19 protein-coding genes and 2 pseudogenes are annotated in these 24767 nt (G+C 69.9%); 8 read left to right on the top strand and 13 right to left on the bottom strand.

What is annotated here, in order from left to right; translation table 11 throughout:
• Positions 1-42: 42 nt before the first annotated feature.
• Both ABT025_RS07975 and ABT025_RS07970 read right to left on the bottom strand, forming a co-directional pair.
• The gene (locus tag ABT025_RS07975; protein WP_350991182.1) at positions 43-2847 is read right to left on the bottom strand and encodes a putative bifunctional diguanylate cyclase/phosphodiesterase; all 2805 of its coding nucleotides are present in this window, start codon (positions 2845-2847) and stop codon (positions 43-45) included.
• Between the two features lie 315 nt (positions 2848-3162).
• Positions 3163-4125, bottom strand: a complete 963-nt coding sequence (locus ABT025_RS07970; RefSeq protein ID WP_350991095.1) for a 2-hydroxyacid dehydrogenase — start codon at positions 4123-4125, stop codon at positions 3163-3165.
• A gap of 77 nt (positions 4126-4202) precedes the next feature.
• On the opposite strand from ABT025_RS07970, the gene ABT025_RS07965 reads away from it, so the two are divergent.
• The 3 genes from ABT025_RS07965 (at position 4203) to ABT025_RS07955 (ending at position 6944) form a co-directional block, all read left to right on the top strand.
• Positions 4203-5195: an aldo/keto reductase gene (locus ABT025_RS07965; RefSeq protein ID WP_350991093.1), complete on the top strand. Its 993-nt coding sequence runs from the start codon at positions 4203-4205 to the stop codon at positions 5193-5195.
• A gap of 218 nt (positions 5196-5413) precedes the next feature.
• A complete protein-coding gene (locus ABT025_RS07960) occupies positions 5414-6604 on the top strand; it encodes a PQQ-dependent sugar dehydrogenase (RefSeq protein WP_350991091.1) in 1191 nt (396 codons plus the stop codon).
• A gap of 55 nt (positions 6605-6659) precedes the next feature.
• Positions 6660-6944 (top strand): DUF6191 domain-containing protein, encoded by a 285-nt coding sequence (locus ABT025_RS07955; RefSeq protein WP_350991089.1) that lies wholly within the window; start codon positions 6660-6662, stop codon positions 6942-6944.
• 72 nt (positions 6945-7016) lie between these two features.
• On the opposite strand, the gene ABT025_RS07950 is transcribed toward ABT025_RS07955, so the two are convergent.
• The 4 genes from ABT025_RS07950 to ABT025_RS07935 form a co-directional block, all read right to left on the bottom strand.
• A complete protein-coding gene (locus tag ABT025_RS07950; protein WP_350991087.1) occupies positions 7017-10154 on the bottom strand; it encodes a helix-turn-helix transcriptional regulator in 3138 nt (1045 codons plus the stop codon).
• Positions 10155-10211: 57 nt separating this feature from the next.
• The gene (locus ABT025_RS07945) at positions 10212-10391 is read right to left on the bottom strand and encodes a hypothetical protein (protein ID WP_350991085.1); all 180 of its coding nucleotides are present in this window, start codon (positions 10389-10391) and stop codon (positions 10212-10214) included.
• A gap of 246 nt (positions 10392-10637) precedes the next feature.
• Positions 10638-11366: a hypothetical protein gene (locus ABT025_RS07940; protein ID WP_350991083.1), complete on the bottom strand. Its 729-nt coding sequence runs from the start codon at positions 11364-11366 to the stop codon at positions 10638-10640.
• Between the two features lie 429 nt (positions 11367-11795).
• Positions 11796-12182, bottom strand: a complete 387-nt coding sequence (locus ABT025_RS07935) for a DUF6221 family protein (RefSeq protein WP_350991081.1) — start codon at positions 12180-12182, stop codon at positions 11796-11798.
• A 95-nt stretch (positions 12183-12277) separates the two neighbouring features.
• Between ABT025_RS07935 and ABT025_RS07930 the strand changes: the two are divergent.
• Together ABT025_RS07930 and ABT025_RS07925 are read left to right on the top strand one after the other, a co-directional pair.
• Positions 12278-13044 (top strand): annotated as a pseudogene (locus ABT025_RS07930) (transposase).
• A gap of 203 nt (positions 13045-13247) precedes the next feature.
• Complete coding sequence (locus ABT025_RS07925) at positions 13248-13538, top strand: tyrosine-type recombinase/integrase (protein WP_350991079.1); 291 nt, start codon at positions 13248-13250, stop codon at positions 13536-13538.
• Between the two features lie 78 nt (positions 13539-13616).
• Here ABT025_RS07925 and ABT025_RS07920 read toward each other — a convergent pair whose 3' ends face one another.
• The 4 genes from ABT025_RS07920 to ABT025_RS39460 all read right to left on the bottom strand — a co-directional run bounded on the left by ABT025_RS07920 (position 13617) and on the right by ABT025_RS39460 (position 15378).
• Positions 13617-14159 (bottom strand): hypothetical protein, encoded by a 543-nt coding sequence (locus ABT025_RS07920; RefSeq protein ID WP_350991077.1) that lies wholly within the window; start codon positions 14157-14159, stop codon positions 13617-13619.
• 597 nt (positions 14160-14756) lie between these two features.
• Entirely contained in the window at positions 14757-15044 is a 288-nt protein-coding gene (locus ABT025_RS07915) for a DUF7848 domain-containing protein (RefSeq protein ID WP_350991075.1), read from the bottom strand.
• Positions 15037-15219, bottom strand: a complete 183-nt coding sequence (locus ABT025_RS39465) for a hypothetical protein (protein ID WP_502971904.1) — start codon at positions 15217-15219, stop codon at positions 15037-15039. Before ABT025_RS39465 ends, ABT025_RS07915 begins: the two co-directional genes overlap by 8 nt.
• Positions 15220-15225: 6 nt before the next feature.
• A complete protein-coding gene (locus ABT025_RS39460) occupies positions 15226-15378 on the bottom strand; it encodes a hypothetical protein (protein WP_502971903.1) in 153 nt (50 codons plus the stop codon).
• A gap of 109 nt (positions 15379-15487) precedes the next feature.
• On the opposite strand from ABT025_RS39460, the gene ABT025_RS07905 reads away from it, so the two are divergent.
• Positions 15488-16690 carry an NsdA family TPR-like regulatory protein gene (locus tag ABT025_RS07905; RefSeq protein ID WP_350991073.1) on the top strand — a complete coding sequence of 401 codons (1203 nt, stop codon included), beginning with the start codon at positions 15488-15490 and terminating at the stop codon, positions 16688-16690.
• Between the two features lie 239 nt (positions 16691-16929).
• A pseudogene (locus ABT025_RS07900) lies at positions 16930-17193 on the top strand (tyrosine-type recombinase/integrase); the annotation flags it as partial.
• A 494-nt stretch (positions 17194-17687) separates the two neighbouring features.
• Here the strand turns inward: ABT025_RS07900 and ABT025_RS07895 are convergent.
• Together ABT025_RS07895 and ABT025_RS07890 are read right to left on the bottom strand one after the other, a co-directional pair.
• On the bottom strand, positions 17688-18539 hold the full coding sequence (locus ABT025_RS07895) for a polymorphic toxin-type HINT domain-containing protein (protein WP_502971902.1): 852 nt from the start codon (positions 18537-18539) through the stop codon (positions 17688-17690).
• 63 nt (positions 18540-18602) lie between these two features.
• A complete protein-coding gene (locus tag ABT025_RS07890; protein WP_350991071.1) occupies positions 18603-20840 on the bottom strand; it encodes an MMPL family transporter in 2238 nt (745 codons plus the stop codon).
• A 341-nt stretch (positions 20841-21181) separates the two neighbouring features.
• On the opposite strand from ABT025_RS07890, the gene ABT025_RS07885 reads away from it, so the two are divergent.
• Positions 21182-23098 carry a protein kinase domain-containing protein gene (locus ABT025_RS07885; RefSeq protein WP_350991069.1) on the top strand — a complete coding sequence of 639 codons (1917 nt, stop codon included), beginning with the start codon at positions 21182-21184 and terminating at the stop codon, positions 23096-23098.
• A gap of 157 nt (positions 23099-23255) precedes the next feature.
• Here ABT025_RS07885 and gatB read toward each other — a convergent pair whose 3' ends face one another.
• Positions 23256-24764, bottom strand: coding sequence for an Asp-tRNA(Asn)/Glu-tRNA(Gln) amidotransferase subunit GatB (gene gatB, locus ABT025_RS07880; RefSeq protein ID WP_350991067.1), 1509 nt, complete (start codon positions 24762-24764; stop codon positions 23256-23258).
• Between the last annotated feature and the right edge of the window lie 3 nt (positions 24765-24767).

Raw genomic sequence — 24767 nt, 5'->3', positions numbered from 1 at the left:
GGTGCGCATGGCATTGACCCTCTCTCCGACGCACTCGACGTGTCAAGTGGGTGGGACGGGCGTCTCACCATGTGAGCCGGTGAGCAGGGGGACGGAGCCGCCCGCCAGGACCGGCTGGGCGGGCGGAGTGCCGGGCACCGGGAACTCGCCGCGGACCAGGGCGCGGCGCAGCCGGTACTCGTCCAGCGGGCCGGAGAAGGCCATGCCCTGGCCGTGCGTACATCCCATCGCGCGCAGGGCGAGAACCTGTTCCGGTACGTCGACGCCGTCGGCCACGGACTGCATGCCGAGGTCACAGGCGATCCGCAGCAGCCCGCTGGTGATCTTGTGCAGCCGGGCGGACTCGACGACGCCCTCGACCAGGCCTCGGTCCAGCTTCAGCACGTCGATGGGGAGCCTGCGCAGGGCGTTGATCGCCGCGTAGCCGCTGCCGAAGCCGTCCAGCGCGATCCGTACGCCGAGGCGCCGCAGGGCGACCAGTCGCTGTTCGAGCTCGTCGAAGGAGACCCGCGGGTCGCTGTCGGCGACCTCGATCATCAGGGCCCCGGACGGCAGCCCGTGCCGCGTCAGCAGCGCCTCGACGGAGCCGAACGGCGTCCCCTTGTCGAGGAGTCTGCGGGCGGAGAGCCGGACGGCGACGGAGACCTGGTGGCCGGCCCTGGCCCGGTCGGCGGCCTGCTCGACGGCCTCTTCGAGGAGCCAGCGGCCCAGTTCCGCGGTGCGGTCGCTGTCCTCGGCCACCCGGAGGAACTCGGCGGGCGTGAAGAGGATGCCCTGGGCGGAGCGCCAGCGGGCCTGCGCGGCGACGGCCGCGACCGTGCCGCTGGCCAGATGGACGACGGGCTGGTGGAGCAGCGCGAACTCGCCGTCGCGCAGCGCGGTGCGCAGCCGGGCCGCCAGCTCGGAGCGGCGCACCACCTCGGCCTGCATCTGCGGGGCGTACAGCTCGACGCGGTCCTTGCCGCCGGCCTTGGCGCGGTACATGGCCAGGTCGGCGTTGCGCATCAGGTCGTTGGGGGTGATTCCGGGCTCGGCGAAGGCGACCCCGATGGAGGCGGTGACCCGGACCTCCCCGGCGCCGATGCGGTAGGGCTGGGAGAGCGTGAGGCGCAGCCGGTCGGCGATCTCGTGGACCTGGTACTCGCGGGCGGCCTGCTCACTTCCGCCGTCGCCGACGATGAGGGCGGCGAACTCGTCCCCGCCGAGGCGGGCCGCGGTGTCCCCCGCCCGGACGGACTCCTGGAGTCGGCGGGCGGCCTGGATGAGCAGCTCGTCGCCGGCCTGGTGGCCGAGCCGGTCGTTGGCGGCCTTGAAGCCGTCCAGGTCGATGAAGAGCACGGCGGTGCCCGCGTCGCCCGCCCGGCGGCCGCCGAGGACCCGGCGGACCCGGTCGGTGAAGAGCGCCCGGTTGGGCAGGTCGGTGAGCGGGTCGTGCTCCGCGTTGTGCTGTAACTGGGCCTGGAGCCGCACCCGTTCGGTCACATCGCGGCTGTTGAGGATCAGACCGCCCTGGTGGCGGTTGACGGTGGACTCGACGTTCAGCCATTCACCGGTGCCGGACCGGAAGCGGCACTCGATGCGGGTGGCAGGCTCCTCGCCGGGCGGTGCGGCGAGGAACCGCCGCACCTCGTGGACCACCCCGCCGAGGTCCTCGGGGTGGATGATCGAGGAGAGCTCGGAGCCGATGAGGTCGTCCGCCTCGCGTCCGTAGACTCCGGCGGCGGCGGGGCTGACGTAGCGGAGTATGCCGGTCGGGGCGGCGATCATGATGACGTCGCTGGAGCCCTGCACCAGGGAGCGGAAGTGGTTCTCCTTCTGCGCCAGTTCCTGGGTGAGGGCGATGTTGTCGACGAGCATGATGCCCTGCCGGACAACCAGCGCGAGCACCACCGTGCACCCGGTGAACACCACGACGCGGTCCACGCGGCGGCCCTCGATGACGTTGTAGAGGATGCCCAGGGTGCAGACCGCCGCCGCGAGATACGGCGTCAGCGCGGCCAGCGAACCGGAGATGGGGCGACTGGTGGTACGGGGCACGGCCCGCTGCCTGTCGGCGTCGTCCTCGTCCCGGGCGACGCCCCAGGGTGCGTACGCGAGGAGCAGCGATCCGGCGAACCAGCCGGCGTCGAGCAACTGGCCGGACCGGTAGGTCTGGCGCAGCAGCGGCGAGGTGAACAGGGCGTCGCACAGGACGGTGAGGGCCAGCGCGGCGATGGCGGTGTTCACCGCGGCGCGGTTGGCGCTGGAGCGCCGGAAGTGCAGTGCGAGCACCATGGAGACCAGCACGATGTCGAGCAGCGGATAGGCCAGCGAGAGAGCGGCGCGGGCCACGCTGGCGCCCTCGACGTCCGCCACGTGTGCGGTGTGGGCGAGGGCGAGGCTCCAGGAGAGCGTGAGCAGCGATCCGCCGATCAGCCAGGAGTCGAGGACCAGACAGAGCCAGCCGGCCCGCGTGACGGGACGCTTGGCCAGGACGAGCAGTCCGACGATCGCCGGCGGCGCGAAGCAGAGGAAGAAGAGGTCGGCGAAGGAGGGGCTGGGCACCTGGATCTCACGCACGAACTCGTACCAGCCCCACACCCCGTTGCCCGCCGCGGCCATCAGGGAGGAGAGCGAGAACAGCAGCCAGGCGGGCCGGAATCTGTTGTCCGCGGCGCGCGCGAAGAGGAAGCACGAGACGGCGGCGACCAGCGCGGCCGCGCTCAGGCCGAAGTCCCCCATGAACACCGCGAGTCGGCCCCCGCCCCATCCCACGGCCGCACCCACCGCGTATCCCGCGCAGACGAGGCCGAGGAGAAGCCGCGGGACCAGCGCGGGCGCCCGGTCCGCGACCGGCCGCCTGGCCAGGAACGCCCCACGGGTGCTCGCCGGGGCGCTCACCGGGGTGCCCTCGATGTCGCCGGACGGCTGCGGCGCCGGCGCACCGGACGCAGCGTCGGCAGCCACCGGCCGCCCTGCCGTGTCGGATCGTTCGCCCCTCGGCCGTACATCGCCCGTCGCCCCCTCGCGTGTGGCTTCCTCCCCTGCGCCGCCCTCCACGGCGCAGCCCCCCTTTCGGGACGATACACCAGACCCGTCACAGAGGGACATAGTTCCTCTACTCTCCGTGACGACCTGCGGTGTTGTCGGCACGGAGTGGTACCACACGTGCTCGCAGCGTGTTCAGCCGGTGGTGCGCACGACGTTGTGCACCGGCTCCCCCGCGGCGAAACGGCTGAGCTGGCCGACGAGCAGACGCTTGGCGCGCGGCAGGAACGCCGAAGTGCTGCCGCCGACATGCGGAGTGATGAGGACGTTCGGAGCATGCCAGAGGGGATGGCCGGAAGGGAGCGGTTCCGGGTCGGTGACATCGAGGGCGGCGCGCAGTCGGCCGGACTCGAGCTCGGACAACAGGGCCGAGGTGTCCACTACACCGCCGCGGGCCACGTTCACCAGCAGCGCCCCGTCCGGCATCGCGGCGAGGAAGTCCGCGCCGACCAGCCCCTGTGTGGACGGGTTCAGCGGGGTGGAGAGAATGACGACGTCGGCCTCGGGCAACAGCGTGGGCAGATCGTCGAGTGTGTGTACGGGCCCGCGTGCGGTTGTCCGTGCGGAGCGTGCGACGCGTGCCACCCGCGCGCACTCGAAGGGCGCGAGCCGGTCCTCGATGGCGGAGCCGATCGATCCGTACCCGACGATCAGCACGGACTTGTCGGCGAGGGCCGGGTAGAAGCCGGACCGCCACTCCTCCTTGTCCTGGCCGTGCACGAAGCCGGGAATTCCGCGCAGCGAGGCGAGGATCAGCGCGAGGGTGAGCTCGGCGGTGGAGGCCTCGTGGACCCCCTTGGCGTTGCACAGCCGTACGCCCGCGGGCAGCAGTCCGAGGCCGGGCTCCACATGATCGATGCCCGCGGAGAGTGTCTGCACGACCTGGACCCCGCCCATGCCGCCGAGCGGACGGACCGCCACCACCGGTCCCTTCATGTAGGGGACGACGTAGAAGGCGCAGTGCGCGGGGTCGGCGGGGAAGTCCTGCCCGCCGTCCCAGAAGCGGTAGTTGAGGCCCTCGGGGAGTCCGTCGATCTCGTCGGCCGGAAAGGGCAGCCATACGTCGGGGGCCGCTGCGGAATGCGTGGTGGAAGTCATGGTCAGGAGGCTATGCGAAGCCCGGAAGGACGCAGAGGTTAGCTTGGGGGGTGCGGTACGAGGGAGGGTTCGGGGAGTTGGAGCGCAGAAGTCTCGGTGCGGCGGCGCTTGCCGTGGGCGCGGTCGGCCTCGGCTGCATGCCGATGAGCTGGGCGTACGGCGCCTCACGGCAGCGGGGCGACGAGGCGTTGCGTGCGGTGCGCGCGGCGCTCGACGCGGGCGTCGAACTGCTCGACACCGCCGACATGTACGGGCCGTTCACCAATGAGCTGCTGGTGGGGCGGGCGTTGAAGGGACGCCGTGAGCAGGCGTTCCTCTCCACCAAGTGCGGGCTGCTGGTGGGCGATCAGCACATCGTGGCCAACGGCCGGCCCGGCTACGTACGGCGGGCCTGCGACGCCTCGTTGCGGCGGCTGCAGACCGATGTGATCGATCTCTACCAGCTCCACCGGGCCGATCCCGAGGTGCCCGTCGAGGAGACCTGGGGCGCGATGGCGGAGTTGGTGACCGCGGGCAAGGTGCGCGCGCTCGGGCTGTGCGCGGTCGGTGCCAGGGCCGGGCGCCGGCGCGGAGCGCGGACGCACGACGAAACGATCCGGCAGCTGGAGCGGGTCCAGCAGGTGTTTCCGGTGAGCGCGGTGCAGGCGGAGCTCTCCGTCTGGTCCCCGCAGGCGTTGGAGGCTCTGCTTCCCTGGTGCGTGGCGCGCGGGGTCGGGGTACTGGCCGCGATGCCGCTGGGCAGCGGCTATCTGACGGGGACGCTCACTCCGGGGCAGGGTTTCGAGCCGGAGGATCTGCGGGCCAGGCATCCGCGGTTCACCGCCGAGATGATGGCCGCGAACCAGCCGGTGGTGGTGGGGCTGCGGCGGATCGCTGAGCGGCACGGGGCGACGCCGGCACAGGTCGCCCTGGCCTGGGTGCTGCGCCAGGGACCCCAGGTGGTTCCGGTCCCGGGGACCAAGCAGGAGCGGTGGGCCGTCGAGAACGCGGCGGCTGCCGGGCTGACGCTGACGGCCCAGGACCTCGACGAGATCGACCGGCTGCCGGACGCGCGGGAGTCGTGGGACTGAGGCCCGCACGCCGGTCGTCGGCGCGTGCGGTTTGATCGCCGAGCGAGAAAGTCCGCGGGCTTCGGGAACCCTGGGCGCGGCAGCGGTGTAAGAACAGTGGACAGGCGGTCGTCGAAGGGGTCGGTGCTGTGCGCGGTGCGAGGTTCGGATCTGTGCGGGAACCGGTGGGGCGTCGCGCGACGCCCCGCGGGGGTGGTCGCGTTGCGCGGCGGGGTGCGGTGGCCGTGCTGGCGGCCGGTGCCCTGCTGTTCGGCGCGGGGTGCTCCTCGCAGGAGGGTGCCGAGAGCACGGCGGGCCAGGGGGTGAGCTCACCGGCCGGTACGTCCGCGCCCCCGCCGAGCCGGAAGGCCTCGCCCTCCACGTCGCCCTCGGCCTCGCGTCCCCCGGCCGATCTGCCGCCCGCCAAGGGATCGGTGAAGGTGGTGTCGACCCTCACGGAGGGGCTGGACTCGCCGTGGGGTCTCGCGAAGCTGCCCGACGGCGATCTGCTGGTGTCCTCGCGCGACAAGGGGACGATCACCCGGATCGACGCGAAGAGCGGGAAGAAGACGCTGCTGGGCACCGTGCCGGGGGTGGCACCGGCCGGTGAGGGCGGGCTGCTGGGCCTCGCCGTCTCCCCCGACTACGGCACCGACCACCTGGTGTACGCGTACTTCACCACCGCTTCGGACAACCGCATCGCCCGCATGCTCTACGACGAGGACGGGACGACCCCCGGTCAGCTGCTGGGCGCCCCGGACACGATTCTGCGGGGCATCCCGAAGGGTGCCGTCCACAACGGCGGGCGGATCGCCTTCGGCCCGGACCGCATGCTGTACGCGGGCACGGGCGAGACGGGGGACGACGGTCTCGCGCAGGACAAGAAGTCACTGGCCGGCAAGATCCTGCGGATGACCCCGGACGGTGAGCCGTTGCACGGAAATCCGCAGGCCGACTCCGTCGTGTATTCGTACGGTCACCGCAATGTGCAGGGTCTGGCGTGGGACGGGGACAAGCAGCTGTGGGCGTCCGAGTTCGGCCAGGACACCTGGGACGAGCTGAACCGGATCGTGCCGGGCGGGAACTACGGCTGGCCGGAGGCCGAGGGCAAGGCCGGGCAGGCCGGATTCCTTGATCCCGTGGCACAGTGGAAGACGTCCGAGGCGTCCCCGAGCGGTATCGCCTACGTCAAGGGATCGATCTGGATGGCCGGTCTGCGGGGTGAGCGGCTCTGGCGGATCCCGCTGTCCGGTACGGCGGACAAGGAACCTCTGGCGGCACCCCAGGCGTTCCTGGAAGGTAAGTACGGCCGTCTGCGCACCGTGCTCGCGGCAGGCGGCGACAGACTCTGGCTCGTGACGAGCGAGACGGACACCCGCGGCACCCCGAAGCCGGGAGACGACAGGATCCTGGTGGTCGAGGTGCGGTAGGGCCTCTCGGACGAGAGACCTCGGCGGCCACAGCAGGCGGAAGGGTGCGCAGCCCGTGTTCAATTTCTTCGAGGAGCTCTTCGCACCCGGCCGCAAGCACACCGCGGAGGAGCAGAAGCGACTGGAGCTGACCCGGGTGGATCTCGGCATCGGTGACCCCGCGCGCGGCCCCATCGACCTGACTTCGGGCAAGGTCGTGGTCCGTCGCCGGGACGAGGACGGGGACCCGGGCGGGACGGACGGGGACCGCGACGACACGGACGGCGGCGATGCGGACGACGGCAGCGGATCCGACGGAGGCGGTGCGGGCGGCGGCGGCGACGGTGGCGACGGGGCCTGACCTCGCGGGGCCGCCCCGCCGGCGCCGATCCGATGGCGCCGCCCGGATGACGGCAACGCCCGGGCGTCGGCCCTACGCGTCCTTCGGCATCCGGTACAGCCGCAGCCGGTGGGCGAGTGCGGCCGCCTCGCCGCGGCCCGTGACGCCGAGTTTGGCCAGGATGTTCGAGACGTGCACGCTCGCCGTCTTGGGCGAGATGTAGAGCTCCTCGGCGATTCTGCGGTTGGTGTGGCCTGCGGCCACGAGCCGGTGCACGTCCTGCTCGCGCGGGGTCAGCCCGAAGGACTCCACCGCGGCGGCCGCCGCGGCCCGGAGCTGTTCCTCCGAGTGGTCCTGGCCTCCCTGCTCGTCCCCGTGGTCCGGGACGGTCACGGCATCCGGGATCGTGTCGTCCGAGGCCGGTGCGGAGCCGGGAGCGGCGGCGGGATCGGTGAGGGTGATGCGTGCGCGGCCTGCCAGCAGCTCGATGGTCTCGGTCAGCGGGCGCGCGCCGAGCCGGCCGGCGGTGTCATGGGCGTCGCGCAGCAGCGCGGTGGCCGCGGTGCGGTCGCCGGAGGCGATGAGCAGGGCCTCCGCCCAGCGGTGGCGGATCTGCGCCAGTTCGTACGGACGGTGCAACGGTGCGAAGACCTGGGCGGCGCGGGACCAGTGTTCCGGGGTGTCGAGGCCTTCGGCACGGGCCAGTTCGGCATCGATCAGCACACCGTAGGCAGCCCATACGGGGACGAGTACCGGCAGCCGCTTGAGGTGGCTGCGCACGAGGGCGAGGATGCCGGGCCGGCCCGGTTCGGTGGCGGGCAGCCCCCGGGCGTCGGCCTCCGCCGCCGCGACGGCGTGCAGCAGCGGGAAGGCGTACCGCTGGGTGCCGGTCGGGAAGCCCTCCGCCGCCTGGGCCTCGAAGACGGCCCGCGCCTCGGGGAGGTTCCCCTGCTGCACGGCGATGGTGAGGGTGTGGCGGACGATGTCGATGACGAACTGCGGCTGCGGATCGCTGGAGCCGAAGCCCCTTTTGGTCAGCGCCAGTTGCCGTTCGGCCTCGGCGAGGTCCCCACGTGCCAGGGCCACTTCGGTGCGGCGTGCGGCAACCAGGCCCTGCGGCTTCCGGGAGAGCGCCTTGCGGGCGGCTGCCTCGGCGGTGGCCAGGGCCTCGTCCCAGCGGCCGAGGGAGAACAGCGACATCGCCTGGTTGGTGCGGACCCAGGCCTCCGTGTCCGCGACACCGTGGCTGTGGCAGATGTCGATGCCGTGGTCGGCGGCCGCCACCGCCTCCAGCGAACGGCCCATGGCTTCGAGGGTGGAGGGGAGATTGGTGGCCGTGCGGCCCATGATGCCGACGAGACCCAGCTCATCGGCCCGGTCACGGACGGCGTACATCTCGGCGATGCCCTCGTCGACGGCTCCGGCGTCGGCGTTCAGCCAGCCCCGGGTGAGCCGCGCGTGCAGCTCGATGTACTCGTCGCCGACCAGCCGGGCGTACTCGACGGCCCGGTCGGCGGCGGCGAGGGTCTCGGCGCCGGGCCGGTGCAGGGCGCCCCAGCCGGCCACGCTCGTCAGGACGTCCGCGTGCACGGCCGACGGGGGCAGGCCGCGCACCAGTTCCTCGGCCGTGGCCAGTTCCTCCCAGCCGTCGCCCCGGGTGAGGTCCTGGACCAGGCGGGAGCGCTGGACCCAGAACCAGGCAGCGCGCAGGGCGTCGTCCTCGCCGTCCAGGATGCGCAGGGCCTTCTTGCAGATGGCGAGGGCCCGTTCGCGCTCGCCGCCGAAGCGGGCGGCGACGGTGGCCTCCGCCATCAGGTCGAGGTGGCTCAGCGGGGCGGAGCCGTCGCGGCCGCAGGCCGGATAGACCTCGGCGTAGTCGATGGGGCGCAGCGTGCCGCGTATCGCCTCGGGGGCGTCGTCCCACAGTTCCATCGCCCGTTCCAGCAGCCGCAGTTGCTCGGCGTAGGCGTTGCGGTGGCGGGCTTCCACCGATGCCTTCAGCACGGCGGGCAGCGCCTTGGCCGGATCGCGTGCCCCGTACCAGTAGCTCGCGAGGCGCGTGGCGCGTTCCCCGTCGCGGACGAGGGCGGGGTCGGCCTCCAGGGCCTGGGCGTAACGGCGGTTGAGCCGGGAGCGTTCACCGGGAAGGAGGTCGTCGCTGACGGCTTCGCGGACCAGGGAGTGCCGGAAGCGATAGCCGTTGCCCTCCGGGGTGGTCAGCAGCAGATTGGCGCCGACGGCTCCGCGCAGGGCCTCGATGAGCTCGTCCTCGGCGAGGCCGGCTACGGCTGCCAGCAGCTCGTACTCGACCGCGGAGCCGCCCTCGGCGATGATGCGGGCGACCTTCTGGGCGTCGTCGGAGAGCGCCTCGACGCGGACGAGGAGGACGTCGCGCAGGGAGCCGGGCAGCCCGGCCCCGTCGCCGCACTCCAGACTGCAGGCGAGCTCCTCGACGAAGAAGGCGTTGCCGTCGGACCGCTCGAATATCTCGTCCACCAGGGCGGGTTCGGGGGCGGCCGCGAGGATGCCGGTGAGCTGGCGGCGGACCTCGGCCCGGTTGAACCGGGCGAGCCCGAGGCGGCGCACGGTACGCAGCCGGTCCAGCTCGGCCAGCAGAGGGCGCAACGGGTGGCGGCGGTGGATGTCGTCGGCCCGGTAGGTGCCGATCACGACGAGGCGGCCGCTGCGCAGCGTACGGAAGAGGTAGGCGAGCAGGTGCCGTGTGGAGGAGTCGGCCCAGTGCAGGTCCTCCAGGACGAGCACGACGGTACGGTCCGCCGAGATGCGCTCCAGCAGCCTGGCGGTCAGCTCGAAGAGACGGGCGGTGCCGTGCTCGTCGGCCGCGTCCCGGCCGGCCTCGCCGAGTTCGGGAAGGAGCCGGGCAAGTTCGTTCTCCTGGCCCGCGCAGGCGGCGGCCATCTCCTCGGGCAGGGTGCGGCGCAGGGCGCGCAGGGCGGTGGAGAAGGGGGCGTACGGCAGGCCGTCGGCTCCGATCTCGACGCAACCGCCGACGGCGACAACGGCCTCGCGGCGGACCGCCACCGCGAGGAACTCCTCGACCAGGCGCGTCTTGCCGACGCCCGCCTCGCCGCCGACGAGAAGCGCCTGCGGCTCGCCGCCGCCACCGCCGGACGGGGCGGTGGCGGCGAGTGCGTCCGTGAGCGCGCCGAGTTCACGTGCGCGGCCGACGAACACGGGACTGACTGACCTGGTCTCCACGTCGCCGAGCATCGCACACAGGTCCGGCAACGGGGAGCGGGAAAGCCGGACATGCACAGTCGTCCGCCCTTACGCGGCGTGCGCGAACCGCTCCCGGTCCCTGTCCGCACTCACCGTCCCCTCGCGTTCCTGGCGTGCGGAACCGCGCGCCGCCTTCCGGGCACGGCGGGCCTCCCGGACGAGCCGCTCGTTGTCGGCGCGGCGGACGAGTTCGGCTGCCATGACCTTGTGGAGTTCCAGCTCGTACATGTGATTCCCCCTGGGGACGGGCCCGTTGGGCCTCGGTGGCGGCAGTGCTTCTGCCGTGCCACCACTGTCGTCCCCCAGGGGGTGGTGCCGCATCGGGCGAGTTCCGCATCTGTGGCGGCCGGGGGCCTTAGGGAGGGGCTTACGCCACCGCAGGGGCCCTGCCGAGGCGCCCGCACATGCCTTAGACCGCGCCGCGAGGTGACGTACGCGAGGAACCGGGGCCTCCGCAGTCGGACAGACCCGGCTCTAACCAGCCGCCGCCGGCGCCGTCGGCAGGGCGACGATGAGGTCGAAGTACATGCACACGGCGATCAGCACACCCAGGACGCCGAGGGCGATTCCCCCCTTGGCGACCGCGCGGATCCAGCCGGGCTGCGGGTGCGCGGACGGGGCGCCGAACGCCGGACGGACCAGGACGTAGACGCCGACAAGCAGCGCGAGCAGGCCGAAGAGGCCGTTGACCAGCGCGGTGGCGTGCCACGCGTCGCCGTAGATCTCGGAGATCTGCTGTGCGGCGGATGCGCCGGACGAGGTCTTCATCTGCCCGATCAGCGTCTCGCGCTCGGCGGCGACCCGGCCGCTCCAGGCTCCGGTGAGCGAGACGATGCCCAGTCCGACGGAGACGACGGCCGCGGCGGCGGTGGCGAGGCCGGAGGAGTCCTTGTCCGACTCGTCGTCGTCCGGCTCAAGATTGGAGTCGAGGTCGAGATCGAGGTCCTGCTCCGGGTCGAGGTCCTGTTCCGCGCCGGCGCCGGACTCGGGGTCCGCCTTGTCGAGTCGCGTCTCCGTGCCACCGGTCACGGCGGCACCGGGGGCGGCGGCGTCGGGGGCTGCGGCGTCGGGGGCGGCCTTCTCGGCGGTGATCTCGGCGGTCCTGCCCGCGTCCTTGTCCGCGGTCGTCTCCTTGGTGGTCTTCGACTCGCCGTCGCCCTCGGCGACGGGAGCGGTGGGTGCAGTGGGAGTCGTGGGGTTCATGTACCGCACGGTAGGTGCCTCAGATGAGAGCCCTCTTAACGCGCCCGCTCCGGTTGCGCCACACGGCCTTCCCGACCGCAGTCCGGCGTGTTCCGGGGTGATCCGGACTTCACCGGGGGCAACCGTGCGCGGGCTTGCGGGCTTGCGGGCTGCGGGCTGCGGGCTGCGGGCTGCGGGACGAACCTTTCGCCTCCTGGTGCGGATCGGAGGTCGGCCGTCTACGACCTGCTCCGCTCCGGCCGTCGTTCGCTGACGTTGCCGTCAAACGGCACAGGGGCCCTGCTGAATGCCCCAGCGGGGCCCTGTCATTTCACCCTCTATTCGCCTGGCGTCGAGTCCAGCCGCTCCGGTGAGAACCGCTGAATTACTGGATTATCTGCCAATCCAGGGACATTCGCAGTCAGACGAAGGGTTGTCCCGTAAAACAATCTACGTCTCAGGGGTGGCGGGGTAGTCAGGGTGATCGCCGTAAGGTGACGCGAGGTCGAGCAGGTCGTCACATGGCCAGGTCTCGCCGTCGTACTGGCAGTCATCGCGGTTGTCCCACGGTAGTTCGGGGTCGCCCGTGGCAGGACTGAGTGCATGGCGGGCGAGCACGCGCCGCTTGGCTTCAACCTCCCGCAGGATGCGAGCTGGGTCGTGCAGCGCGACGTGCAGGGCGATCGTGGGATGGAAGCCGGAGAGTTCTCCTTGGCAGAAGTCGACGGTGTGCCCGTGAGCGGTCCACTCCCCGCAGTCGTCACCGTCGCAGCGTCGGGCCAAGTCTGCCTCCTCGTTCAGCCGTGCGTGGAGGAACGCCACAAGGTCTTGGCTCATGGGGCCATCCTGGATGATGCGCCAGGCCCGGTCGCCTGATTTCCGTGCCGAGGGCAGGACCCAGCCGGCAGACGGGCAACTGGGATGATCTTGCTGTGGCTGGTGTGATCACGGCGTCGGAGCCGTCTTGGATATCCCCGTTCACCGGGCTGAGCCCGCGGCAGTTCGGGAAGCTGGTGACGGTGCTGCGGTGCGAGGGGGCGGACTCGGTCCGCAGGGGTCGGCCGTGGAGTCTTCCGCTGGAGGACCGGGCCCTGTTGGTCGCGGCCTACTGGCGCACGAACCTGACCACGCGGCAGCTCGCCCCACTGTTCGGCGTGTCCAAGTCGGCGGCGGACCGCATCATCGACCACCTCGGGCCGATGCTCGCGCTCCAGCCCCGAAAGCGGTTCGCGAAGGACACCGTGCTCATCGTGGACGGCACCCTGGTCCCCACCCGGGACCACACCATTGCCGCGCAGTCCAAGAACTACAGGTACTCCACCAACCACCAAGTCGTCATCGACGCCGACACCCGCCTGGTCGTCGCGGTCGGCCGGCCGCTGGCCGGGAACTGCAACGATTGCAAGGCATGGGGGAGTCCGGCGCCAAAGCCGCCGTCGGCAAAACCATGACGATCGCCGACGGCGGCTACCCGGGCACCAGACTTGTCATGCCCCACCGACGCCGCAAAGGCGAAGAACTGCCCGAATGGAAGCAGGCGCACAACAAGTCTCACAAGCAGGTCCGCGCCCGCGTCGAGCACGTCTTCGCCCGCATGAAGACCTGGAAGATCCTCCGCGACTGCCGCCTCAAAGGCGACGGCGTACACCACGCCATGCTCGGCATCGCCCGCATGCACAACCTCGCTCTCGCCGGATAAGGCAGCGGGCACAGCGGCCAACCATGTCTGAGGCGACCAGAAGATCATTTACGGGACAACCTTGAGCATGCGCCTCTCGCAGGAAGTCAACGAAAGCACATACGAGCTCTTCCTGCTCCATGGAGACCTGCCATTGATGCTTCGATGACGTCATTACGACTAGATCTTCCTCACGTCGCAAGCGGATGACTTCGTCATCTTCCGTGAAGCCGATCGCTGCGTCTTCTCCTGCCGAGAGACGGATCCGATTCCACGACCTCCGCCACTCGGCGGCCACCCTCCTCCTGGCGCAGGGCGTGGAACTCGTCGTGATCAAGGAGCTGTTGGGCCAGGCCCACATCGGCGTCACCGCCACCGTCTACGCCCACGTCCGACTCCGCCTCCAACACGACGCCATCGACCTGCTCGGCCACGCCCTCCGCGACCCTGCGGAGGGCACCAGCGGGCCCGACGACAGCGATGAACCACCCCTCGCCGGAACCGCTGTCCGCTGACGTTGCCGTCAATCACTGCCGTCAAAACGCCAAAAGGCCCGCCAGAATTCGTCCTGGCGGGCCTTCTCAGTTACCTACTCATGGAAGCGAAGGAAAAACTTCTTCCCATGCCTTCAACCGTCCATCAATCTCTCTGGGAGCCAGTCTCGCGAGACTCAGAGCAGGCGAAACAAGATTCTTAACAGCCCTCAGAGTCCGAATCTGCGCAATGTCGAGAGCGCGCCAATCCACCGATAGGTCACGAGTTTCTTCGCTTGAAATCGGAAGCTCTTGAAATAGGAGGTCGATTAGATGTCCCGGATTCAGGATGTCGACTTCAGTGTTCGCCGGAACCTGCCGGAGCAGGGCCACAGAGAGATTCAGGCGGCGAATCACGCTCTCACGCTGATCGATAGAGCCCGAGGCCACCGCAGCTTCGAGAGCGTACGCGAGTGCCAGCGAACAGGTAGCCCACGACTCCACGGGCAGAGAGCTGCACTCGTCGGTTAGGCGCATCGTCATCAGCTCAACGATGCCAAGCCACTCGCCGCTACCCAGGTCAGGGACAATCGGAGCGTGCGCGGCCAGGACCTCAGAGAGCGACCGCAGGTCGAGCGACGTCAGATCATCTAGTCTGATCATCAGAAATGAACTCCCGCCGCAGCAAATGCATCCCTACCGATTTGCAGACTCTCACTCGATGGCTGGAAGTGACCACTGTGGTAGTTGATATCCAACCCGAAGAACCCGTCCCCCGATGAGCCAGCGATATCAGCTTCACCGGCCGCGCGAACCGGGGCCCCGCGGGAGAGCACCGAGTGTGAAATCTCTTGACCATCGACAAACTTCGGCACGACTACAAGGCTTCCGTCCTCCCGAACCGCCCATTTGACCGTCCCGGAACCGACTGCGGAATCAAAGCCAGCAGATCCAACACCAGAAGGCGTAGCACCCAATCTGTCCGCCAGAGCAAGCTCCCGATCAAGGGTTCCCGACATTCTATTGGGGAACACTCCACAACTGTTATGCACGAGTACCGGCGTGGCCCCCGCCAGCACATAGTACGAGTGCTACGCGACCCCTCTCTATCTGCGTATTCGCAGATCAGCGGCAGTTTCGGGTTCCGCTGGTGTCCGTAGTTGTGCGGGGGAATCCGTGGGTGTTGCCGTCGCTACTGCCGTCAGGCGGTGCGGCCCGCGCGTTCGCACCGCCGCTGAAGTGGCCTCAGCGCAGGAGACGTTACTGCCACGCGCCGGGCTCGGCACGGAGAAGGATGCGGGTGGTCTGCTCGAACAGTTCGTGGCCAGTCTGCGCGCAGTGTGCGGCGATCCAGCGGGTCAGCTCGTCGGGGGTGTGCAGGGTGCCGGAGGCGGCACCGCAGTTGTGTTCCTCGCCGGTGACGCAGACCGCTTCGTGGCCGGGCAGTGCCAGGGGGTCGGGGACGGTGGTCACGTGGTACTCGCGGAATCGGTAGCGTCCTCGTGTGGCGTTGCGGGACGGTGCGTCGGTGTTCGTGGAGTCAGGCATCTTCGGTCGCCTCTTCCGGGTCGGGGAGGCGTTGCCCGCGTGAGTCGGCGACCCTGAGCGCGTCGGAGAGGGCTTCGGTCAACCGGCGGACCAGCCAGCGGTATTCGGTCGCCGACAAGGTCTTCGCGCCGGGGGCCGTGGTGTCTCGGGCGTACGCCAGCAGGTCTTCGCCCATGCCCAGCTATACGGCTTCGATGCTGTCGGCGAGACCTGCGAGGTAGCCCTGGCCGTCGGTGCTCAGGTAGCAGGGGTGCCCGCCCTCGGTGGTCCACGGCAGCAGGCGCGGCCCTTGCGCCGTGAGACCTCCGGGCCACTGTGTCAATCGCTCGGCCATCGTGATTCCCTCTCTTCGGCTCGACTCGGGCGTACTGATCACCATCTCGCTGGCGTGGACCTTTGGGAGTAGCCAGCGTGTCTGCCTAGCTGTCTGCCAAGCTGGCCTGGTGCGGGAGACGGTCGGGGAACTGGTCAGGCGGCTGCGTCTGGCGCGTGGGTGGAGTCAGCGGCGGCTCGCCGAGGCGCTGGCTGAGGCTGCGCCTGGGCGCGTTCCTCCGACGCGAAATGACGTGTCCCGCTGGGAGATCGGGACGCGGTCCCCGCGCGAGTGGCTGCCGTTCCTCGCGCGGGTGCTTCAGGTTCCGCGCGAGATGCTGGAGGCGGCGAAGGCCGTTGCGCCTGTCGAGTCCGCACCATATGTACGGTCCGTGGCCGACTTCCTACCCGAGGGCGACCCGTTGTCCCCACTGCGCGCCCGTACAGGCCGCCGGATCGGGGCTGGACAAGTGGTCGACCTGGCCCAGCGGGTCCATGGGCTGCGTCTGGCCGACGACGTGGTGTACGGCAAGGACCTGATCGGCCCCGCGCTGCGTGAACTGCGGGCGGCGGTGAAGCTCTACCGCGAGGGTGCGCATACCGAAGAGGTCGGCCGTGAACTGCTGCGGGCGATTGGGGAGTTGGCACAGATTGCCGGGTGGGTCGCTTCCGACGCCGGGGAACATGCCGAGGCGGAGCGCATCTACCGGCTCGGCATGAGCGCCGCGCAGGCCGCCGGGGACGGCGTGTTGTTGGGGAACGTGGCGGGCTCGCTGGCCTACCAGTGGAGCAACACCGGGCACACTGCCGACGCGGTCGGGCTGGCCCACGCCGCGCTGGAGGACGCCGGAACGGACGCACCCCCGAAGGCTCGCGCGCTATACCTGGACCGTGTGGCCTGGGCGCATACCCGGGCCGGGCAGGACCGCCCGGCGATGACCGCCCTGGGAGAAGCGGCCGAGGCCCTGGCCGAAGACTCGGCCGGCACCGCATCGCCGTCGTACCTGTACTGGATGGACGCCGGGGAATTGCAGGTCATGGAGGCCCGCGTCTACACCGAGCTGCGGCGCCCACTGCGCGCCGTACCGCTACTGACGGATGTACTCGGACGCTACGACGCCAGCCATGCCCGGGAGTTGGCGCTGTACCTTTCGTGGCTGGCTGTGGCCTACGCCGACGCCAACGAGCCCGAGGCCGCCGCCGAGACAACGAGCCGGATGCTCGCTCTTGGGCAGAGCGGCAGTGAACGGACAGCAGAGCGCACGCGGATCGTGCTGGCCCGCCTGCGGGCCTTTCGAGATGTACCCGAAGTCGCCGAGCTGCTGGCGTCCTGAACACTCTTGGTCCACCACGGCACGATGGCGCCGCCCCACGGCCGGCACCGATGCATCCAGCAGCGTCCGGGCCTGAGTGGGAGGGGTCCCTCGTCGGTCGGGCAGCTTCGCCGTGCCAGGGTTCCCCGGGGGCCGCCAAGGCTCACCTCGTGACGCGTGCGCTCGGCCTTGGCGGCCCCCGGGGGTTCCTGGTACGCCTCCGGTGACCGGCCGGCGAGGGACCCCTCCTGCTCCGCTAGGCCAGACTCCGCCGCATCCGGTTCCACGACCTCCGCCACTCGGCGGCCACTCTCCTCCTGGAGCAAGGAGTGGAACTCGTCGTGATCAAGGAGCTGTTGGGCCACGCCCACATCGGCGTCACCGCCACCGTCTACGCCCACGTCCGGCTCCGCCTCCAACGCGACGCCATCAACCTCCTCGGCCACGCCCTCCGCAACCCTGCGGAGATCACCCGCGGTCTCGACAGCGACGAACCACCCCTCGCCGGAGCCACCGTCCGCTGACGTTGCCGTCAACTACTGCCGTCAACTACTGCCGTCAACTACCCCAGAAGCCCCGCCAGGACTCACCTGACGGGGCTTCTGTTTTGCACTCGCAACCACCCTGGAAGCGCGCTAAAGATCTACGGCCTCACGACTCGGCGAATCTCGCATAGAGATCACGATCACGCCAGAAGTCAGAGAAGGAATCCAGCATCGCCTCGTAAAGACGAATGCTGCTAACATTCCCCCTGGGGTGATTGACCCTTTCTTCAACCGCCTCTCGGACAGCTTCCCAACGCAGCACGTGCATTAGGAAAGAAACTACCTCGACAACGCCTTCCTCTGGCGAGTCGATCAACGCAATCAGTTGACTCTCGAATTGCCCCCGGAAATCAGGGTTCCTCTGCAGAATCGCGAGCGTACGCTCCAAGCCCGACTCAAGCGCTTCGGCGCCATAAGTGTCCTCCGCCGTAGCGAGAACCCCTTGGACTGCCCGCCTGAGCTCCGCGACCGGATCAGCAGCTTGGTCGCCATGCTTCGATGTATTTTCCACCAGCGCCGAGCCCATTCCTTTCAAAGGCATCCACTGCCGCCTTTTGAGCGTTAGCCCCGTAAGGCTGATAATGGCCAGATTTATTGTCGAGGAACACGACTTCGCCACCCTTGGTTTTGAACTCGCCAGCAGCCAGCACATCCCGCCCCTGAGCGAGGCTCACATGGCCAGCCGTTCGCTTCCCGATAACGAGTTCACCACCTCCGGTCACTACGTATGCATAGTTTCCAGAGCGAGACAGCACGGTGCCGGGAGCAATCGGCTTGAACCATTCCGGCGTGTCTGTCGGTATCAAGTTCGAGAAGGAGGTTGGGTCCGGGCCTGCTCCGCTGTTGTGAACGAGCACCGGCGTCTCGCCCGCGATTACATAGTACGTGTGGAGGTCGTCGACCGTCAGGTTGTACGTACGGGCGTGCTTCGAGTAGGCACGGTTGGCCGTGACAGAGACGGTGGTCCCGTCCGGAGTCCGCAGATCCGTACCAGCGGTCAGGTTTCCTGCTTCGACCCAGGCCCCGAGAATGGGGACCCAGAAAGGGTGTTCATAAGTAACCGTCAGGCTTTTCGGACCATCCTTGGTCTGGATGGTCAGCTCGTTGAAGTGCTTATCGTCCTCGGTAATGATGAGACGCGTGACCTCACGCGGGACGGTCTCACCAGTTTCCGGATAAGCCGCAAGAACGCTGTCGCCTGGTTTTACGTCCTGGATATCCGTAGAAGACTTGTCGGCCAGCAGAACCTGCCGGGGTGCCGTTACTGTCGTCGCGCGCCCACCAGGAATTGCGGGACAGCCCGTAGCAGTACGAAGCGCCCGCACCCACCGGGGCGCGGCCGCTTCGTACTGCTCGTGGTCAGACTTCGCTCGGGACGGCTCCCACGGTCAGTGCACGCGCTGAGCGGTAGCCGCGACCGCGTCGTCCTCGCTCGCGCTCGCGCTCGCGTACGCATCCGGGGCTTCCGCCCGCGACGCCCCGCAGTCGGGCGGCTCGATGCTGATGCGCGGCAGCCGTCGGTCCAGCCAGCCGGGCAGCCACCAGTTCGCGCCGCCCAGCAGGTGCATCAGGGCGGGGACCAGCAGGGTGCGCAGGACGAAGGCGTCCAGGGCCACGGCAGCGGCGAGGGCGATGCCGAACATCGCGATGACGCGGTCCCCGCTGAGCACGAAGGCGAGGAAGACCGAGATCATGATCACGGCGGCCGAGTTGATCACCCTGCTCGTCTCGGCGAGACCGACCCTCACCGCCCGCCGGTTGTCGCCGGTCTCCAGCCACTCCTCGTACATCCGGCCGACCAGGAAAACCTGGTAGTCCATCGAGAGGCCGAAGAGCACGGACACCATGATCACCGGCAGGAAGGGTTCGATGGGCCCCGCGCTGCCGAGGCCGAGCAGTTCGCTCCCCCAGCCCCACTGGAAGATCGCGACGACGACACCGAACGAGGAGGCCACCGCCGCCACGTTCATCACCGCCGCCTTCAACGGGATGCCGACCGACCTGAACGCCATCAGCAGGAGCAGGCAGCCGAGTCCGACGACGACGCCGATGAAGAGCGGCAGCTTGCCGATGATGATCTGCGCGAAGTCGTCGTAGCTGGCCGTCACACCGCCCACGTGGGCCTGGAGCGAGGTGTTCTCGGACGCCTTCGGCAGGACGTCGCTCCGCAGCCGGTCCACGAGCTCGCTGGTCTGCCGGGACTGCGGCGCCGAGTCCGGGACGACGGTGACGTACGCGGTGTCGCCGCTGGAGTTGTACGTCACCGGGTAGGCCCATGCGACCCCGTCGGTGGTGCGCAGCGTCGCGGGCAGGGTGTCCATGGCGAGCCGGTCGTCGGCGCCGTCCAGGTGCGCGGCGACGGTCAGCGGGCCGTTGACGCCGGGGCCGAAGCCGTCGGCAAGCAGGTCGTACGCCTGTCGGGTGGTCGAGGACTTCGCGTTGTTGCCCTGGTCGGAGCTGCCCAGGTGGAGCGAGAACGTGGGAAGGGCGAGCACCAGCATCACGACGGCGGCGAGAGCCCCGAGCAGCTTGGGGTGCCGTTCCACGAAGGCGGACCAGCGGGCGGCGAAGCCCGTGGGCGGCTCCGGCTGCGGGCCGTGCTCGGCCAGCCGCCTGCGCTCGCGCCGGCTCAGTGCCCGCATGCCGATGAGGGACAGCAGCGCGGGCAGCAGCGTCACGGAGGCCGCGACGGTCAGCACGACGGTGAGCGAGGCCGCGATGGCGACGCCGTTGAGGAAGCTCAGCCGCAGGATCAGCATGCCGAGCAGCGCGATGCAGACGGTGGCGCCGGCGAAGACGACGGCCCGGCCGGTCGTCGTGACCGCGTGCTGCGCCGCCTCGGGTACGGTCATGCCGCGCCGCAGCCCTCTGCGGTGCCGGGTGACGATGAAGAGCGCGTAGTCGATGCCTACGCCGAGCCCCACCAGCATGCCCAGCATGGGTGCGAAGTCGGCGACGGTCATCACGTGTCCGAGCAGCACGATGCCGGCGTACGCCGTGCCGACCGAGACGAGGGCGGTGGCGATGGGCAGCATGCTGGCGGCGAGCGAGCCGAAGGCGAGGAAGAGCACGACGGCGGCGACGACCACCCCGACGGCCTCGCTGAGGTGGGCGGCCGGCGCCTCGGTGAGGGCTATGGCGGAGCCGCCCAGCTCTACCTGGAGGTGCTCGCCCGCAGCGGCCTTCGCGGTGTCGACGACGGCCCGGGCCTGATCGACCGGTACGTCGTCCGCCTGCCGGTCGAAGGTGACGGTGGCGTAGGCGGTGTGCCCGTCCGCGCTGATCTGCCCGGAGCCGGGATCCGTGTAGGGCCCGCCGACGGCTCCCACGCCCGGCAGCCGCTCGACGGCGTGCAGGGTGGCGGTCATCTTCTGGGTGACGTCCGCGGCCCGCACGGTGGAGTCGTCGGTGTGCCAGACGATGGTGTCGGTGTCGCCGCCGAGATCCGTGAATCCGTTCTTCAGCAGCTCGGCCGCCCGCCCCGACTCTGTGCCGGGTGCCTCGTAGTCGTTGGAGTAGGCGGAACCCGCGAACCCCGCCGCGGCCGCTGTGCCGCCGAGGGCGAGCAGCCAGATGAGGACGGCGAGGAGGCGGTGCGTGACGCACCAGCGGGCGATGGCAGCCAAGGGACGTACTCCCTGCGGGTTCGTGGTCTCGACGTGGTTCGGCGGAACCGTCCGCGTGAGAACGCATGACCTTGAGTGCCGTCACTCTGACAGCCAACTGAGATCATTTGCCCGTTTCGTGGCCTTACTCACAGTGGCCGGATCCACATATGGGCGACATGAGCACCACTGTCGGGCGGGGGCGCCCACCCGGCGCGACAGCGGTCACGCGGCCCGCGCCGGCCCGGGCTCCCCTGCCGGGAGCGCCCCCGCCCGGGGACCAGGCTCTTGTTCGCGTTGACCGGGGCCGCACGGATCCAGCTATCTTATGAACCGTCAATTACCGTCCCTGGGGGGATCAGTTGAACAGTGCGACGCACCACATCGGACCGGATTCCACTCCGGACAGATACCGCCTGCTCAATTCCATCGGACGGGGCGGCGAGGCCGTCCTCTACCGGGCGGAGATAGAGCTGGACGGAGCGCCCGAGACGGTGGTCGTGAAGGTCCTCGACTCGAAGACCACGATCACCATCGAGCAGTTCCATCGGCTCAGCACGAAGTGGCAGGAGCAGGCGGAGCTGTTGCGGTTCGTGAACCGTCCCGGTGTCGTCGGCGTACGCGAGCACTTCGAGGGACCGCCGATCCACGGGGCCGGGGACGCCTCGACCGCTGCCGGGCGGGCCCTGGTCCTGGTCATGAACCATGTGGACGGTCTCGATCTGCGGGACTGGCGCGCGGAGCGGACCCTGGCGAGCCACGCGGAGCGCCGCGAGGTGCTGCGGACGCTCGAACAGCTCGCGGACGTGCTGGACTGGCTGCACTCGGGCCGCGCGACGCCGTCCGGGCGCACCGTCGTCCACGGCGACCTGTCCCCCGGCAACGTGATGGTCGACGCGCACGGCCAGGCCACGCTCGTCGACTTCGGGCTGAGCAAGCTGACCGCGGACCACCAGACGGCGGAGGTGTGGTTCACCCCCGGCTACGCGGCCCCCGAGGTCTTCGAGGGCAAGCGGACGCCGAACACCGACCGGTACGCGTTCGGCGCGATCGCCTACTTCCTGCTCAGCGGCCAGGCCCCGCCCAGCACCCCCGAGCAGCTGCGTGCCGCTCTGCGCGCGCTCCCCCAGGTGGCGGCCGCGACTCCGGAGCGCTGCGAGCGCATCCTGTCCGTCTGCTCGGCCGAACCGGACGGACGGCCGGAGAGCCTGTCCGCGTGGGTGAAGGACGTCCGCTCGGCCGTGGTGTCGACGACGGTCACCGGTTCCTCGGCACGCGACGCGGTGAAGGGGGCGGCACCGGCCGGGGAGTCCGTGCGGGACACACCACCGGCTGCCGCTCCCGCGGTCGTGCCCCCTCCGCCGCTTCTTCCGCCGCCGGGAAGTCCGGTCGTCACTCCCCCTCCGGCGCCCCGCACACCGCCGCCCACACCGGCGGACAGTCCTAAGTCCGTCTTCCCGCCGCCGATCACGGCCTCGTCCGATCCGGGGGTGTCGCTGCCCTCGACGGTGAACCCCGATCCCGCGACCGCGGCCTTCGCTTCTCCGGGCCTCTCCTCCGGACCGGACCTCCCCCACCGGACCCTGCACACCCCGCCGCCCGCGCCCAAGAAGAAGCGCCGACTGCTGAAGATCGCACTGCCGGTGGTGGCCGCGATGGTCTGCGCCGGGCTGGGTGCGTGGGGCGTGCTGGCGCTGCAGGACAACAACGACCAGGGCGACAGGAAAGCGGGCGCCACCAACACCCGGACGTCCCTCACACCCACCCCTTCGGCGACCGAGCAGGAAACCCCCGACGTCCCGTCCGACACACCCGTCGCGGAGCCCGGCACCGAGGACGACGACCTTTCGTCCACGTCGCCGGAGGCGTCGACGCCCGGCTCCGTGGAAGACGTCTCACAGGTCTCACTGACCACGATGAGCACGGTGGCCGAGCCCCAGTCGTTCTCGGTGGGTTCCGCGAAGCTCAACACGCAGGTGCACAACGATGCCTTCGTGGCCACACCGGACTGCGACACGAAGCCGTACATGGAGTTCGACCTCGGCCGGGCCTGGACGACGTTCGAGCTGACAGCAGGGGTCGACGACGGCTCGAACTACGAATCCGGCCGGCTGACCATCAAGGTCGACGACACGACCCTGTGGGTGGGCACCCTGGAGCTGGGCAAACCCCAGAAGCTGTCCCTGAAGGTGAAGAACGCGCTGCGCCTGCGCATCGGCATCGACGAGAACTGCGACGGCGCGAACCTCGCCCTCGGCACCCCCATGCTGAAGCGCTGACGGCTGCGCCCGGGCGGCGCGGCGGACGGCGCTCAACGGGCGCTCCGCAGAAGCCGAGGAGCGTGCGGCCGGGCCGGAGAACCGGAATCGGCGAAGGGGCGGCGCACCCGGTGGAGAAACCGGATGCACCGCCCCTTCGGGGTCGTACGAGAAAACCTCAGCCCTCGACGCCGAGCTTCTCCAGGATCAGCTCGCGCACCCGGGCCGCGTCCGCCTGGCCACGGGTGGCCTTCATGACGGCGCCGACGAGCGCACCGGCGGCCGCCACCTTGCCGCCGCGGATCTTGTCCGCGATGGCGGCGTTGCCCGCGATGGCCTCGTCCACGGCGGTGGACAGCGCGCCCTCGTCGGAGACGACCTTCAGGCCGCGCTTCTCGACGACGGTGTCGGGGTCGCCCTCGCCCGCGAGGACACCCTCCAGGACCTGACGGGCCAGCTTGTCGTTGAGATCGCCGGAGGCGACGAGCTCGGCGACCCTGGCGACCTGCGCGGGCGTGACACCCAGCTCGTCGAGACCGCGGCCGGTCTCGTTGGCGTTACGGGCGAGCTCGCCCATCCACCACTTGCGGGCCTGGTCCGACGGGGCGCCCGCCTCGGTCGTGGCCACGATCAGGTCGACCGCGCCCGCGTTGAGGATGGACTGCATGTCGTGCTCGGAGACACCCCACTCCTCCTTGAGCCGGGCGCGGCGCAGCCGCGGCAGCTCGGGAAGCCCCTTGCGGAGCTCCTCGACCCACTCGCGGGCCGGGGCTACCGGCACCAGGTCGGGCTCGGGGAAGTAGCGGTAGTCCTCGGCGTTGTCCTTGATGCGGCCGGCCGTGGTGGAGCCGTCCTCCTCGTGGAAGTGCCGGGTCTCCTGCACGATCGTGCCGCCCGAGTTCAGCACCGCGGCGTGGCGCTGGATCTCGAAGCGGGCGGCGCGCTCGACGGAACGCAGCGAGTTCACGTTCTTCGTCTCGGAGCGCGTACCGAACGCCTCGCGGCCGTGCGGGCGCAGCGACAGGTTCACGTCGCAGCGCATCTGGCCCATCTCCATGCGGGCCTCCGAGACGCCGAGCGCCTTGATGAGCTCGCGGAGCTCGGCGACGTACGCCTTGGCGACCTCGGGGGCGCGTGCGCCCGCTCCCTCGATCGGCTTGGTGACGATCTCGATGAGCGGGATGCCCGCGCGGTTGTAGTCGAGCAGGGAGTGGGACGCGCCGTGGATACGGCCGGTGGCACCGCCGACGTGCGTCGACTTGCCGGTGTCCTCCTCCATGTGGGCGCGCTCGATCTGCACCCGGAAGATCTCCCCGTCCTCCAGCTGGACGTCCAGATAGCCTTCGAAGGCGATCGGCTCGTCGTACTGCGAGGTCTGGAAGTTCTTCGGCATGTCCGGATAGAAGTAGTTCTTCCGGGCGAAGCGGCACCACTCGGCGATCTCGCAGTTCAGCGCGAGGCCGATCTTGATGGCGGACTCGACGCCGATCTCGTTCACGACCGGCAGCGCGCCGGGCAGCCCGAGGCAGACCGGGCAGGTCTGCGAGTTGGCGTCCTGCTTGAGCTCGGTGGAGCAGCCGCAGAACATCTTGGTCTTGGTGCCGAGCTCGACATGGACTTCGAGGCCCATGACGGGGTCGTACTTCGCGAGGGCGTCCTCGTACGACTCCAGGTCAATGACAGTCACTGA

It is taken from the genome of Streptomyces sp. NPDC002809, from assembly GCF_040295435.1.
Lineage (GTDB): Bacteria > Actinomycetota > Actinomycetes > Streptomycetales > Streptomycetaceae > Streptomyces.
Note: the sequence above shows the minus strand (reverse complement) of the source record. Positions and strands in the feature narration are given on the sequence as shown.

Coding starts and splice junctions, on each gene's coding strand:
- ABT025_RS07940 (WP_350991083.1), bottom strand. CDS start 11,366: ATGAACCCCACGACTCCCACTGCACCCACCGCTCCCGTCGCCGAGGGC.
- ABT025_RS07950 (WP_350991087.1), bottom strand. CDS start 10,154: ATGCTCGGCGACGTGGAGACCAGGTCAGTCAGTCCCGTGTTCGTCGGC.
- ABT025_RS07915 (WP_350991075.1), bottom strand. CDS start 15,044: ATGCCTGACTCCACGAACACCGACGCACCGTCCCGCAACGCCACACGA.
- ABT025_RS07970 (WP_350991095.1), bottom strand. CDS start 4,125: ATGACTTCCACCACGCATTCCGCAGCGGCCCCCGACGTATGGCTGCCC.
- ABT025_RS07920 (WP_350991077.1), bottom strand. CDS start 14,159: ATGATCAGACTAGATGATCTGACGTCGCTCGACCTGCGGTCGCTCTCT.
- ABT025_RS07935 (WP_350991081.1), bottom strand. CDS start 12,182: ATGAGCCAAGACCTTGTGGCGTTCCTCCACGCACGGCTGAACGAGGAG.
- ABT025_RS07945 (WP_350991085.1), bottom strand. CDS start 10,391: ATGTACGAGCTGGAACTCCACAAGGTCATGGCAGCCGAACTCGTCCGC.
- ABT025_RS39465 (WP_502971904.1), bottom strand. CDS start 15,219: ATGGGCGAAGACCTGCTGGCGTACGCCCGAGACACCACGGCCCCCGGC.
- ABT025_RS39460 (WP_502971903.1), bottom strand. CDS start 15,378: ATGGCCGAGCGATTGACACAGTGGCCCGGAGGTCTCACGGCGCAAGGG.